Source organism: Streptomyces sp. NPDC042002, assembly GCF_055588305.1.
This window is the reverse complement of the sequence record NZ_JBVJCT010000029.1, coordinates 86,522-99,366: the sequence shown is the minus strand read 5'-3', so window position 1 is coordinate 99,366 and position 12,845 is coordinate 86,522. Positions and strand designations below refer to the sequence as shown.

The 12,845-nt window shown below is 66.4% G+C and carries 12 protein-coding genes, 1 tRNA gene and 1 pseudogene; 7 read left to right on the top strand and 7 right to left on the bottom strand.

Features of this window, described 5'->3' with window-relative positions; genetic code table 11:
- Positions 1-35: 35 nt before the first annotated feature.
- Positions 36-863, bottom strand: coding sequence for a DUF4097 family beta strand repeat-containing protein (locus ACZ6KY_RS31395; protein ID WP_469313644.1), 828 nt, complete (start codon positions 861-863; stop codon positions 36-38).
- 276 nt (positions 864-1,139) lie between these two features.
- Between ACZ6KY_RS31395 and ACZ6KY_RS31390 the strand changes: the two genes are divergently transcribed.
- A tRNA-Val gene (locus ACZ6KY_RS31390) sits at positions 1,140-1,214 on the top strand.
- 92 nt (positions 1,215-1,306) lie between these two features.
- Here the strand turns inward: ACZ6KY_RS31390 and ACZ6KY_RS31385 are convergent.
- Both ACZ6KY_RS31385 and ACZ6KY_RS31380 read right to left on the bottom strand, forming a co-directional pair.
- Positions 1,307-1,558 (bottom strand): annotated as a pseudogene (locus ACZ6KY_RS31385) (tyrosine-type recombinase/integrase); the annotation flags it as partial.
- Positions 1,559-2,518: 960 nt separating this feature from the next.
- Positions 2,519-2,995 (bottom strand): hypothetical protein, encoded by a 477-nt coding sequence (locus ACZ6KY_RS31380; RefSeq protein WP_469313643.1) that lies wholly within the window; start codon positions 2,993-2,995, stop codon positions 2,519-2,521.
- Between the two features lie 155 nt (positions 2,996-3,150).
- Here ACZ6KY_RS31380 and ACZ6KY_RS31375 point away from each other — a divergent pair, with 155 nt between their 5' ends.
- A complete protein-coding gene (locus ACZ6KY_RS31375) occupies positions 3,151-3,660 on the top strand; it encodes a hypothetical protein (protein WP_469313642.1) in 510 nt (169 codons plus the stop codon).
- 472 nt (positions 3,661-4,132) lie between these two features.
- On the top strand, positions 4,133-4,381 hold the full coding sequence (locus tag ACZ6KY_RS31370; protein WP_469313641.1) for a DUF7660 family protein: 249 nt from the start codon (positions 4,133-4,135) through the stop codon (positions 4,379-4,381).
- Positions 4,382-4,690: 309 nt separating this feature from the next.
- Here the strand turns inward: ACZ6KY_RS31370 and ACZ6KY_RS31365 are convergent, their stop codons facing one another.
- Positions 4,691-4,957, bottom strand: a complete 267-nt coding sequence (locus tag ACZ6KY_RS31365) for a DUF6959 family protein (protein ID WP_469313640.1) — start codon at positions 4,955-4,957, stop codon at positions 4,691-4,693.
- A gap of 570 nt (positions 4,958-5,527) precedes the next feature.
- On the opposite strand from ACZ6KY_RS31365, the gene ACZ6KY_RS31360 reads away from it, so the two are divergent.
- Positions 5,528-6,097: a DUF6461 domain-containing protein gene (locus ACZ6KY_RS31360; protein ID WP_469313639.1), complete on the top strand. Its 570-nt coding sequence runs from the start codon at positions 5,528-5,530 to the stop codon at positions 6,095-6,097.
- 79 nt (positions 6,098-6,176) lie between these two features.
- Here the strand turns inward: ACZ6KY_RS31360 and ACZ6KY_RS31355 are convergent, their stop codons facing one another.
- The 3 genes from ACZ6KY_RS31355 to ACZ6KY_RS31345 all read right to left on the bottom strand — a co-directional run bounded on the left by ACZ6KY_RS31355 (position 6,177) and on the right by ACZ6KY_RS31345 (position 9,994).
- Entirely contained in the window at positions 6,177-8,507 is a 2,331-nt protein-coding gene (locus ACZ6KY_RS31355) for a golvesin C-terminal-like domain-containing protein (protein ID WP_469313661.1), read from the bottom strand.
- Positions 8,508-8,630: 123 nt separating this feature from the next.
- Positions 8,631-9,581, bottom strand: coding sequence for a hypothetical protein (locus tag ACZ6KY_RS31350; RefSeq protein ID WP_469313638.1), 951 nt, complete (start codon positions 9,579-9,581; stop codon positions 8,631-8,633).
- Between the two features lie 80 nt (positions 9,582-9,661).
- Positions 9,662-9,994: a hypothetical protein gene (locus ACZ6KY_RS31345; RefSeq protein WP_469313637.1), complete on the bottom strand. Its 333-nt coding sequence runs from the start codon at positions 9,992-9,994 to the stop codon at positions 9,662-9,664.
- Positions 9,995-10,272: 278 nt separating this feature from the next.
- Between ACZ6KY_RS31345 and ACZ6KY_RS31340 the strand changes: the two genes are divergently transcribed.
- The 3 genes from ACZ6KY_RS31340 to ACZ6KY_RS31330 are packed head-to-tail and all read left to right on the top strand — an operon-like array spanning position 10,273 to position 12,814.
- Positions 10,273-10,737 carry a MarR family winged helix-turn-helix transcriptional regulator gene (locus ACZ6KY_RS31340; protein ID WP_469313636.1) on the top strand — a complete coding sequence of 155 codons (465 nt, stop codon included), beginning with the start codon at positions 10,273-10,275 and terminating at the stop codon, positions 10,735-10,737.
- Positions 10,737-12,224, top strand: a complete 1,488-nt coding sequence (locus ACZ6KY_RS31335; protein ID WP_469313660.1) for an MFS transporter — start codon at positions 10,737-10,739, stop codon at positions 12,222-12,224. Before ACZ6KY_RS31340 ends, ACZ6KY_RS31335 begins: the two co-directional genes overlap by 1 nt.
- 2 nt (positions 12,225-12,226) lie before the next feature.
- A complete protein-coding gene (locus ACZ6KY_RS31330) occupies positions 12,227-12,814 on the top strand; it encodes a hydrolase (protein WP_469313635.1) in 588 nt (195 codons plus the stop codon).
- Positions 12,815-12,845 lie beyond the last annotated feature (31 nt).

The following is a 12,845-nucleotide window of genomic DNA, read 5'->3' as shown; positions in this document are numbered from 1 at the left end:
TTCTCCCACCGGTTGAAGACGAACACACGGGCCGGTCAGTTCGCTGTTCGTACCGTGATCTTTCCGTCGCCGGTGTGCGCGGAGACACGGTGGGGGCTGGAGTCGTCGCGGGGCACGTCCACGTGGACCGAGCCGTCGCCGCTTCCGGTCGTCACCTTGTAGGTGGCCCGGGGCAGCACGATCGAGACGGAGCCGTCGTCGCTGCGGGAGTCCACCAGGTCCGGTACGGCGCCGAGTTCGAGCCGCACGGAGCCGTCCTCGGTATGGGCGCGCACGCTCCGGGCGGCCACGCCGACCGCCCGGATCGAGCCGTCGCCGCTGCGCAGATCGAGGGCTCCCGAGGAGTCGCTGACCCGCACCGAACCGTCCGCCGTACGAACGCTCAGCGCTTCCTCGAAGCCCCGCGCGCTCACCCGTCCGTCCCCGTCCTCCACCTTGACGGCCACCCCGCGCGGCACCACGATCCGGTGCCGGGCCGAGCAGTCGGCGACGACACCCGAGCACTTCATCCGCAGCACCAGCCGGTCGCCGTCCTCCATCGCCCAGGTGACCTTGGGGTCGCCGCCGAGCGTGGCATGCCCCTGGAACCAGCGGGTGACCTGGACCTCGCCGGCCTTCGCGGAATCCGACACCACCAGGTCGAGCGCGGAGTCGTCCGAGTCGACGGTCAGGGTCCGCCCGTGCAGCCCGAAGGACCGCTGCTCAGGGTGCTTGTCGTCCCCGGCGGACGCCCCGCACGCGGTGACGCCGCTGACGAGCGCGAGCATGACACCGCCGAGGACGGCGGCACGGGCGGTGCGCGGGGCGCGCGTGGCGCCGTACGTCCAGATTCGGGTGGTACTGCGGGTGCGCGTGCGGGCCATGATCGATCTCCCCCTGAGACGGTCTGCGGGAACTTCGAAACGCGGAGACGTCGAAGCCTCGCCACTTCGAGACTTCGCCACTTCGACCGGAGCCGGTCCGCGAAGCCTCTCCGACGGTAGGCACCCACGGAGCCCGGGACGATCCGGTCCGCTCCCGAATGCAAGGTGGGGATAACCCCCGGGCCGCCCGCCGGGCCACGCCCCGTCGTCCGCCCACCTGCCGGATACGGGTTTGCGGGACATCCCCCCGGGCAATGTAGGCTGTCGACTCGTCCTGGGCGCGTAGCTCAGCGGTAGAGCGCCGCCCTTACAAGGCGGATGTCGGCGGTTCGAAACCGTCCGCGCCCACCAGTCTCAGGACACGAACAAGGCCCAGGTCAGCCGGTGTGAATCCGGATGCCTGGGCCTTGATCTTTTTCGGCTGCTCGGGGCCGCCGTGCCACTCACGTGCCAGATGGACCGCGCGGAGGCCGCCGCACCTTCCTGATCTGACCGTCCACGTAGTCGGCGATCTGGTGGTCACGTCCGTTGACGAGGTGCTGATAGACCAGCGCGGCCCGCACCGACGAGTGGCCCATCCGCTGCATCAGCTCACGGGTGGTGGCGCCGCCGGTCGCGGCGAGGGTGTTGCCGGTGTGCCGGAGATCGTGGAAGTGCACGTCACCGAGACCGGTCGAGGCGAGCGTGCGGAGCCACCTGCACAGGCGTCCGTCCAGTGCCGACGAGCACCAACAGCCGTCGACAGGGGTGGCGGCCACGCTGCACCGCATGTCGCTGCTCTGCCTTGAGGCATCACACGCCAGGGCCTCTTGGGGCATCCGTACGGCGCTCACGTGACCGCCACCACCATGAGCACCAGGACCATGCACGCTGTCTAAAGCGAGGCGTTGCCCGCCCGGCAGCCACGAGGTGTCACGGTCCGGCACTCGAACATCCTGGGAACCAACCGCTTCCTCGGAACGCCTTTAGCAACGGATTAGGCAGCCACCATGGGGCGAGCCTCTAAGCTCATCGCCCCAACGTCGTGCTTTAACGGGCAGGTCCACAGACTGCCCGACTCGCCGGAAGCTTAAGGGGCCATGATCACTCACCCCAAAGCCGCTCCACCGACCTTGGTACTTGCCTTTCCTTCCCACTTGCATGAGAAGCCTTAGAACAGCACAAAGCGACCCTCAATCAATTTGCATGATCAAGGGTCGCGAGTCAGTGCTTTACATCTCGAGGCTATAGCTATTAAGGCTTCATGCTCCCCCCAGGTTGCAATCAGTGACTCGAGAAATTCAAGGTGAGAATAGCCACGACAGGATGTGGATCGCCGCCGGCACTCGTCTCGAAGGCATTGTGGAACTGATAGTCCGCACGCGCCTTGCTAGTGATTTCGAAGTGTCGAGTTTTTGACCACCCGTCATCCATGGGGCGGCCGGCCTTACCGCGGAGGATCGAAGTGCTCGCAACAGCGCACGGCTTGTCCGGGGTCTGCGCAAGGTGATCCCAAAACTGCTGAGCTTGCTGCACTCCTACCCGCTCGACTAGTTCATCAAAATGATGTCTGAACTGCCGATGGATCAAGACTCGATAGGCTGGAGCTTCAGATGGGCGCCCACCAGGCCTCTTCGCGGGCTCATAAGGCTGATATGCGCTCGGCGGAGTCACACTTACTCCGCTTCTGGACGCGCAACCTCGACGAGATCTGGAACTGAGCCCTTTTTCAACAGAATGCTCCGCCTGAGCGGATCTTCCAATTGACGGGCAGTTGTTTTCCAGGAACTCAAGCATTCGTCGAGAACCGCTGTGTCGTTGTCGCTATCCGCGGCAACGATCGCATCGTTCAACTCATCCGCGAACTCTCGCAGGTCCTCGCAATCGAAAACCCGGAGCCAAGCTAGGTCGCCAAGATCGTGCACAGTTGGCTTGAAGTCTGGCCGTGCGAGAAGTCGTTCCAGCCTCAGGTGCGCGGAAGACCATTTCCGCAACTCCTCAAGAAGCTGAAGATGCTTCTCAGGGAGCATCACCAAACTAGTGCCGTCCTTGTCTCGCAGTCTCGCGAGCCCACTACGCGCCGCATCCAAGAACTCTGTGCGACGTTGGGTAGCCAGGTCAGATGACTGGAAGATCACATCACCGCTGCTCACGCCGCCTCCTCTCTAGAGGCACTAGGATCCTGCCCAGAATCCTAGTTGTCAAGCCGCAAAATGCTATGCATGATGTTGTGCACGAAAGTGTGAAGCACTGATCTGGATGAGGCGTACGGATGGATGAACCTGCTGCTAGGCCGTTCGATGCATCAGTGATCCTGCTGGCCGAGACGTCTGGGAGCTCGCCTGCCGACTGGAACACCATCAGCCTCGCCAAGTACATCCGCGACTTCGTGCTCGTGCCCCCCTCTCGTCGTACCGACCCAGAGCAGGTACGCGTGAAGGTGCTGCAGGCGATCAGTGCGCTCACTGATCGCGGCCTCGACGCCTCCGCCTTCGTCCGCTACGGACTTGGCCCGCGGCTCGGGGACACGATTGCCGCCATCGCTTCACTGCCTCAGCTGCTCGCCTTGGTTCCTGAAGGTGGTAAATCTAAAGCAATTCCACAAATCCTCGAAAGCTTGCCCGAAGAGTCGAATAAATGGTCGCAGCTCTGTGCTGCAGATGCATCTCCGCGAAAGAAGAGCGCGGGGAGCAAGAATCCAGATGGCGTTATTCTAAATGGCCTTATGGAAATCACTCATGAAGCGACCCGACGGTGCGGAACAATCTCGGATTCTCGCTCATTCCAGATGATCCTCGAAAGGCTCTGCGTCATCTAACTACAGCCGCAAGGGCTGGTTGCGATCACCCATTTATTAATGTACACAACCGAATGTTGTGCAACCTTCTGATCGGGGCACCTAGAGAAGCTCTTCAAATTGCCGAAAATACCTGGACTTCGAGCATGCCGGAGCAACTGGTTCCGGCTATTCTCTGGGATCGACACGGAGATGATTGGGTTACCTGCCACGTCACTGATGCGAGGCTAGAGGTCGCAAGACTTGCCCTCACTGCGGCGAACGTTCTGGGAGGTGAAGAATCTGAAGTTTGGCAGAATAGGTTTGATGTAATTTCTGAGCGAGATGATAAAACGTATTGAGCGTGAGGCCAACAAGCGCGGACCCAACCGGGAAACCAGAGTCTCTCCGGCTGTCGCACCAGTCGGTAGTCAGCCGGGATGGGCTCAGATGGAACTCCTGAGTCGGGGCTCACCCAAGCCCCAGAGCTGGAGTGCCCAGTAGGGTCCCGGGCATGACCACTTCTCCTGAGCACGTCGACAGCAGAGAGGACCTGGCAACCTTCGTTCGGTCCCTGCATCGCAACCACGCCGAGGAGGGAAATGCATGGGGGAACGCGGACCTCCCGAGCTTCCTGGAAGCCTTGGCGGCCTGGATCGACGACTCGGACGGCTGGTACAACAACACCGACCGTGAGTTGCCGGCCAGCGGTGACTGGAGGTTCTTCGCACGGGCTTTGCGAGCAGCGACCATCTACGAATAGTCCGGGCCGTGTCGAATGCCTGTCGAAGTCGGGTGGCAAGCCGTCGTCGGCGCAGGTGATTGCCCAGGCCAGGGACGGATTGCGGGCGTACGGGCCAAGCGCCTTCTAAGCGATCCGTCCGTCGTTCGGAACGTGCCGCAGTCGTGCCACACCGTGCGGTCAACCACGGTCAACGACGGCTCGCCGTAGTCGAGATGTGCCCTTTACCTGGGTTACCGCTACAGCCGAAGCGACCTGGAGAACTTCGCCGCTGACCACGTCTGCCCTTACAAATCAGCGATCCAGCTTTCAAAGACCGGAGCCTTGAGATCAGTACGGCCGCGGGACCTCGTGGGCATCCAGCGCGGCGGTGTACCGCGCCAGCAGCTCATCGAGGTCAGCCAGCAGAAGGCCGGCGGTTTCCCGTGCCCCGACGAGGTCGCCCTGGTCGCAGGTTTCAAGGACTTCGGCAACTTCGCTGCGGATGACGGAGAGAGAGCCACCCTGGATCAAGACGCCGGGGAACCGACGGGGTGGCAGGCGCACCACAGCGTTGTTCCCACCGTCCGTGAACAGCTCTGCCTCAACACGTTCCATCGCACCATCCAACCTGACATCACCAGCTGACATCAACGACGGCGTACACAGGCAGCCTTGAGCAACCGAACGCGCCCGACGAACGAGGACCTAAGAGCTTCAGAGCGGCTGTTGGATCGAACTTACAAGGCGGATGCCGACGGTTCGAAACCGTCCGCGCTCATCAGTTTCAGGACGCCGAACAAGGCCCAGGTCAGCCGGTGTGAAGCCGGGGATCAGGGCCTCTGTCGTTTCCGGCCGGTGAGGGTCGTCGTGCCGTCTACGTGCCAGATGGGCGTGCGGAGCGGCCGTGTTCAAGGTGGCCCGCAGGACCTGGTAGGCCTTGGACGCGGTGACCGGACCGGCCCCGCGTCGAGGAGGTCGGTACGCCAGCGTCTCAGGCTTGCGCTCACGCGTGGTGGCCGCGTAGTCACGATCTTTGAACCCGCGCCGTCGCGGGGGCGGGGCGCCGCGCCGTTCCCGGATGGGATCACTTTCGGACACGGGCAGCCAGAAGAGCGACGTACGTCAGGCGCGGTCCGGGTACGGTGCCGGGGCCATCAGCAGCGCAGGGCGGACCGGTAGGACGTCGTGGACGGCATCGTATGGATTCGAGAGGTCTTGGACGCCTACTGCGTCACGTTCGCAAAAGGGCTGAGTACCGAGGAACTGGTGAGCAGGATGGGCGTGGACCCCGCCCGTATCCTGCCGTTCCTGTCCGCCGAGGAAGCGCAGCGCCTCGCCCGTGACGAGGGTCCCGTCGCCCGGCTGGGCACGAGCCGGGGCTGGGCCTTCGCCCTGGAGTCCGCCAGCGCGGAGGGCACCGATCGTCGCGTCCTGCGGCGCGTCTCCGTGGGCACGGACGCGGTGATGCTGCTGGACAGCGGAATGCCGCCCTATTGGTTCGTCCACGCCCGTGACGGCGAGATCGCCGCCGACTTCGAACCGGGCGTGGAGGCCGAGCAGATCGGCGGCTTCGAGCCATCGTTCCTCGTCCCGGCCATGCGGGACGCCGGCATGCTGCTGGCTGACGGCACGGCCAATCCGGACGACTGGGAACCCGAGCGGCGCATTCTCACCGTGGCGGAGCAGGTGTTCTCCCTCGACCTTCCGCGCGCTGCGTTCGAGGAAGGGACCTTGTCCGCGGTCGTGCTGACCTAGAGCCTGCCCCGAAGCCACGGAGCCCTGTCCGGCCGGTGGTCTGCCGACCGAACAAGGCTCGGGCGGTCCCCGGGAACGTCTATCGGGTGCGGACGACACAGATCTGCGAAAGGTCTGTGCATCCTTCGAATCCCGGAACGCTCACGTAGAACGCGTCCTTGTCGATCATTCGGTTGCTGGGCACGAAGAACAGACCTATCCGGTTGGCCGCTCCCGAGTTCTCGTCGCCCGGAATGCTGGCCCGGCCGCAGATCTCGTTCCACGTGTTCACGCGCGCGTAGCGGGTGTCCTCCCACAGGGTCCAGCCGGTACTGATCGGCTTGGCGTAGAGCTGGGTGCACTCCTTGCCGGAGATCACGGCCTGCGGGGGCATGCCGCCGCTCTGGTACGTCGCCGCGAACGGGTATTCGTCACAACTCGACGTGCTGTTCGGGGGCTTCGAGTCGGGGTTGCCCACAAACTTGTCCGGCCCGCTCGTCGGGCATATCACCTTGCGGTTCGCCTTCTGGCGGTCGGCGGTCGCAAGGTAGTTGAGCGGTGATTCATGATCCCGGCTGCCGGGGTGGTAGGGCAGCTTCTGCATGAGGATCCAGTAGAACGCAGCCGCGGACGGGTTCGCCTCCGTATTGACGACGTACGTCGGGATGTAGTCGGGGAAGACACATCCCACCGTGCTCTTGCCCTTGGCCTCGCGGTCGCACCGGATCCCCAGCTTTCCGCTGGGCGGCTGGTAGTCCGCCCCGCCGTTGGGGGCACCATCCGTGGTGGAGGAGAGAATCCAGTTCAGGTGCACGGTCTCGTTGCCCGCTGTACCCGACCAAGTGTGGTCGATCTGGCCGACGGCCTGGTGTTTGTCGATGCCCGACCACTCGGGCGGGCTGGACCAGGTGATTCCGGCGGACGAGCAGTTGTACTGGCAGAAGGACTGGACATTGACCGTGACCGGCGGAACCTTCGGGTCGACCGTTGTCGGCTCGATGGTCACCGTCTGCTTGATCGTGGGACTGTCGATGTCGAGGTCGATCTCGTGCTTGTACGCGTACATGTTCTGCGCGACGGGGGTGCCATTCTCGTACAGAGTGGCCGAGAAGTTGTCTTGGAGGCACGCCCTCGTGCGTGTGTAGAACATGTCGGCACCGCTCTTGGAACAAAACGCCGTGCCCGCCGTGGCAACTCCTTGCCGCTTTCCGGTCTCCTTCACGGACCGTCCGCGGAACTCCAGGCAGACCTCGGCGTTCTTCCTGCCCTTGACGGAATGGCAGTCGAAGGCCTGTGGGTGGTCGTCGGCCGCGGAGCCGGCCCGGGCGGCCTGCGCACCAAGCCTGGGGAAGACGTACCCGGGCAGGGTGGTGACGGGCTCCACCGCAGGCGGTTCAGGTGCGTCGGGAATCCACTCCGGCAGCCGCATGTCGGTGATCACGTCGTAGGTTCCCGGAACGAAAGCCACCGCGTCGAAGGCGATGTCCTGGTCCCCGGTTCCGTCCGGCGTGATGGTGTCCAGTCGTACGGCGGCGGCGTTGTCGAAGCGGTAGGCACCGAGCGACACCCAACGATTCCCGTCGCCGGGTTGCTTGATGGTGCGCGTCTCCGTCCCGTACGCGGTGTCGATCTCGTAGTGCGCGTAGTCGGTCTGCGCCCCGTGGTCGGGCAGGTGAACCATGACCTTGGCCTGACCCGTGAGCGTGTTGTTCGACTTCCAGGTACCGGTGATCTTCAGCCGCTGGCCCTTGGCGTCGTCCTGGCGGGTGTGGCTGAAGTAGAAATGACCGCCGAAGCCGGCGCCCAGTTGGTGGAGGTCGACCTTTGAGGGGTAGACCGTCTCGACTGCGTTGTTGGCAAAGTTGAAGCTGAAGGACCCTGAATTCGTCCAGGAGTTGGTACAGCCCGGGCGGACGACGGGGGTGCTGGCGGGGACGTCGTCGACGAGGAGGGCGTTGTCCGGGAGGCCGCCGGTAGTGCAGGCGGGCGGGTAGGCGGTGCCGTCGGGCTCCTCCGGCGAGGTGTCGCCGAAGCGAATGAACTCGTATCCGCAGGTGCCGACGCAGTCGGTCTTCCAGGTCACTGGTTTGTTCCACCAGCACTGGAAGTCGCTTCGTCCGCAGGGACCGCTGCTCGTCGTGTCGTTGGAGGCGCCATCGGAGATGCGGCCCGGGTCACAGCTGTTGGAGGAGTCGCAGAACGCGTCTTCGGGTGCCTTGAGGTGTGCCCTGTTGTACAGGGCGCTGCCCTTGACGGTGACGGCCGCTGAGGTGCCGTTCCAGGTGGCGGGGCGGAAGGCCGGGACCAGTACACCAGGGGATTCCAGGAAGGACGGCGGGTGCGCGGCGAAGCCGAGGACCTTCTCCTGGTAGGGCCAGTTCTGCGGGTGCGCGGCGGCGCTGGCGTCCTCGCCGCCGGCGGCGTTCTCCATGAACGGCACGCGTCCGGCGTCCCATTTCGGGTTGGCGGGATTGTTGGCCCAGCCCAGTCCCCACGGCGAGCCGTCACCGGCGTTGGGGTGGAAGCCGGAGTTGTAGGCCCACAGGGCGAAGTATCAGTTCTCCGGTCGGCCGGAGGTGCCGTGGTTGGCGATCATGTCGGCGGCGCGGGTCTCGTTCCACTTGGAGATGAGGGTCTGCAGACCCGCGGAGATGTTGGCGGTGTAGTCGAGTGCTGCCGCGCGCTGCGTCTGGTAGGCCCAGGCCGTGCCGCCGTGGCCGTCCTCCCGCCCGGCCATCCGCATGTGGTCGGTGATCTGCGTGATGCCGTAACCGCAGTCGGCCTTGGCGAAGTCGACATCCCAGTCGTTGCTGGTGTCGCCGTCGTAGAGGTTGATGCCGTAGCAGTTGCCGATCAGCGGGTTGGCGGTGACCCCGGGGACGGCCTCGCGGGCCGCCTGCCACATGTTCGACTCCTGGGTGGTGACGCCGAGCATCACCTGCGCCATGGCACGACCACCGCCGTCCAGTGCCGGGTTCAGGAAGAGAGACTGCGGCATGTAGGCGGGCATGCCGAGGTTCTTCCAGTTGGCAGGGCGCGAGATGTGAGTGTTCAGCATGCCCTTGACCGCCATGTCGACGGCCCATTCCACCTGGCGCGGCTTGGGCTGCATGGCCTGGTTGCGCGGGTCGTTGCGCGGGACGGAGCAGGTGCGCTCCTCCTCCACCGGGTTGCTGGGGTCACCCGCCGCAGTGGCGGCCACGGTGACTTCGCGGCTCCTTCCGGAGCCCGCGAGCAGGCCCGGGGACGCGTCGTGGCCTTGGCCGGCGTAGGAAGCCGTCCGCCTCGCCGGGTCCACGGTGAAGTATGCCCTGCGGCCGGTGGCACGCGTGGTCAGCGACATCTTCACCTTGCGGGCCGGGCCGGCCTCGCCGGGGAGCAGCAGTGTGCCCTTGCCGTCGGCCCACGCGGTGCGGGTGAGCACGGATTCGCCCCGGGTGGAGATGGTGACGTCCGTCGGCGTCGACGCCAGCCTCCGTACGGTGGAGGGCAGGTGTGTCGCCACTCGGGTCGTCCGCCCGGTGACGTAGACCGTGCCGGCGCTTCGAGTCAGCCCGGTCTCGGGCCCGGACCGACGCCCACCCCTCATAACGAGGTGTCACGCGTGTGCTTCAGCCGCATTCGGGCCTCGACCTTGTCCGGAGGGGCGACCTCCGACCAGAAGCGGTGGCCGGAGACGAACACGGTGAGCTCGAACTCGCGGCGGCGGAGCTTCTCGACCTCGGCCTGTTCGTCGGCGGTCCAGCCGGGAGAAGCGGGGCGCTCCACCTTGCGCCAGCCGCCGGTGTCACTGAAGCCGTCCAGCGGCTCCACCGACCAGGGGAGTCGCTTCAGCAGGGCCAGTAGCTCGGCCCGGACCTGATGCAACTCCTCCTGACCGGCGAGGAGGTCACTCGGAAAGTCATAGGTCGCAGCCACGCGGCAATGCTACGCCTGTTCGATTTTGTGATGCGAGTTCCTTCCGGGACTTCACGCGAACGGGTGTTCCGAACGAGTGTTCAGGTTGTGCGTGTGACCTGGGGGAACGCCTCGTTTCCCCGGTTCCGTCTCTGGGGTCGGGTGGGGTGGGGTGACGTGGGGTGGGTGGAGTCCGGGCCCGTCGGCCGGTCGTGGCGCTGTGTGCCTGGAAGCGTTGTCCAGCTGAAACTGAACAGTCTCAACTGGACAGTTTGGGCTGAACGTTTTACGGTGACGGTATGGATCAGAGCGGCGATCGGCGGAGCGACGCGGGCGTCTCGGATTCCGCGGCGCGCGCCGCGCAGGATCTGCGGGTCGCGTTCAGCCTGCTCCGGCGGCGGATCCGCGAGGTCTCGGAGAAGCAGGACCTCACGCCCTCCCAGATCTCCGCGCTCACCCTGGTGAGCAAGAGCGGCGCCGCCACGGCCAGTGCGCTGGCGGCGACCGAAGGCGTGCGCCCGCAGTCGATGGCCGCCACGCTCGCGGCCCTCGACCAGTACGGACTCATCCAGCGCAACCCGGACCCCGGGGACGGCCGGCGTCAGCTGGTCACGCTCACGGACGCCGGGCGCGAGCGCGTCGAAGGCACCCGGCAGGCCCGTTCCGAGTGGCTCGCCCGAGCCTTCCAGGACCGGTGCACGGAGGACGAGCGGCAGACGGTCATCGAGGCCATGGCGCTGCTGGAACGGCTCACCCGGCCGTGATACCCGCCCTCCGGGACTGGCTCCAGTACCGCCGCACCCCCGCCCCCCACCGTCCGCCCGACGGCTTCGACCGCCGGCTCATCGCTCCGATGGTCCTCGGTTCCGTGCTGAACCCGGTCAACTCCTCGATGATCGCGGTGGCGTTGGTGCCGATCGGCAGAGCGCTCGGAGCGTCGCCGGCGGAGACCGCTTGGCTGGTCTCCGGGCTCTATCTCGCCACGGCGGTGGGGCAGCCCGTCATCGGACGGCTCGTCGACCTGTACGGCCCCCGACGCCTCTACCTCGCCGGTACGGCCATGGTGGGCATCGCCGGACTTCTCGGCGCCCTCTCCCCGAACCTCGGCGCGCTGGTCGCCGCCCGGGTGCTCCTCGGATTCGGCACCTCGGCCGCGTACCCCGCCGCGATGCACCTCACCCGCAGCGAGGCCGAACGCACCGGGCAGGGCAGCCCGGCCGGTGTGCTGACCGCGCTCGCCGTCTCGGCCCAGACCGTCGCCGTGGTCGGGCCCACCCTTGGTGGCCTGCTCATCGGCATGGGCGGCTGGCGCACCATCTTCCTCGTCAATGTGCCGCTGTCGCTGGCCTGTCTGGTCCTCGGAACGCTGCGGCTGCCCAAGGCCGCGAAGCCGACGGGACATCCGGCCCCGAAGCCGACGGGACATCCGGCGACGGAGCCGACGGGACGCCCGGCGACGGAGGATCAGCCGCACGAGCCCGCCGCGCGGAGCGTCGACCTCGTCGGCATGGTCCTCTTCGCCGCCCTGCTCGTCTCGCTGATGCTGTTCCTGATGAAGCCACGAGCCGCCGACTGGTACCTGCCGGTGCTCGCGCTCGCCGCCGGGGGCGCCTTCGCCCGGCGGGAACTCCGGGTCCCGGAACCGTTCATCGACCTGCGGGTGCTGGGCGGCAACGGACCCATGCTGGCCACCTTCCTGCGCCAGTTCCTCAGCTACACCACCGCGTACGCCTTCCTCTACGGGTTCACGCAGTGGATGGAGGAGGGGCGCGGGCTGCACGCGGCCGGCGCGGGACTCGTCCTGCTGCCGCTGTCGCTGAGCGGGCTCGTCGTCTCCGGCGTCACCGGGCGGCGGGAATCGGTCCGCGGCAAGCTGGTCGTCGGGAGTCTCGTCCAGATCGCCGGGTGTGCGGCGCTGCTGACCCTGGACGCCGGCAGTGCGATCTGGCTGCTGGCCGGTGTCGGCGCCCTCATGGGTGTTCCGCAGGGTCTCAATGGCCTGGCCAACCAGAACGCCCTGTACCGGCAGGCCGACCCCGCCCGGATGGGCTCCGCGGCCGGACTGCTGCGCACCTTCACCTACCTCGGCGCGATGGCGGCCTCCGCCGCCGACGCCGCCTTCTTCACGCACGGCGCCGACACCGGCGGCCTGCACCATCTGGCCCTCTTCATGCTCGCCGGAGCAGTGCTGCTCCTGGCGGTGACCCTCATCGACCGATCCCTTCGCGATCTCATCCCCCGAAAGGCCTGACCATGGCAGTCACCACGCTCGACCCCCGTACCGCGCTCGTCCTCATCGACCTCCAGCACGGCATCGTCGGCAACCCGGGCCTCGCCCCGCACGCCGCCGCCGACGTCGTGGAGCGATCCGTCCGGCTCGCGGACGCCTTCCGCGGCCACGACCTCCCGGTCGTCCTCGTCCGGGTCACCGCCGCCGCCGACGGCGCGGACGCCGTACCCGGCCGTATCGACGGCCCGAGCCGCGGCCGCGCCTTCCCGGAGGGCTGGGACGTCATCGTCGAGGAACTGGCCGGGCACCCCGGGGACATCACCGTGACCAAGCGGAACTGGGGCGCCTTCTACGGCACCGACCTCGACCTGCAGCTCCGCCGCCGCGGGATCACCCAGATCGTGCTGGCCGGCATCGCCACCAGCATCGGCGTCGAGTCCTCCGCCCGCGCCGCCCACGAGCACGGCTACCACGTCACCCTCGCCACCGACGCCATGTCCGACCTCGACCCCGAGACGCACCGCAACAGCGTCGAGCGGATCTTCCCCCGCCTCGGCGAGAGCGGCACGACCGAGGAGATCGTCGAGCTGCTCGACAAGACCCGGGCCTGATCGGCCGACTCCGGCGGGCCGCCGCTACCTT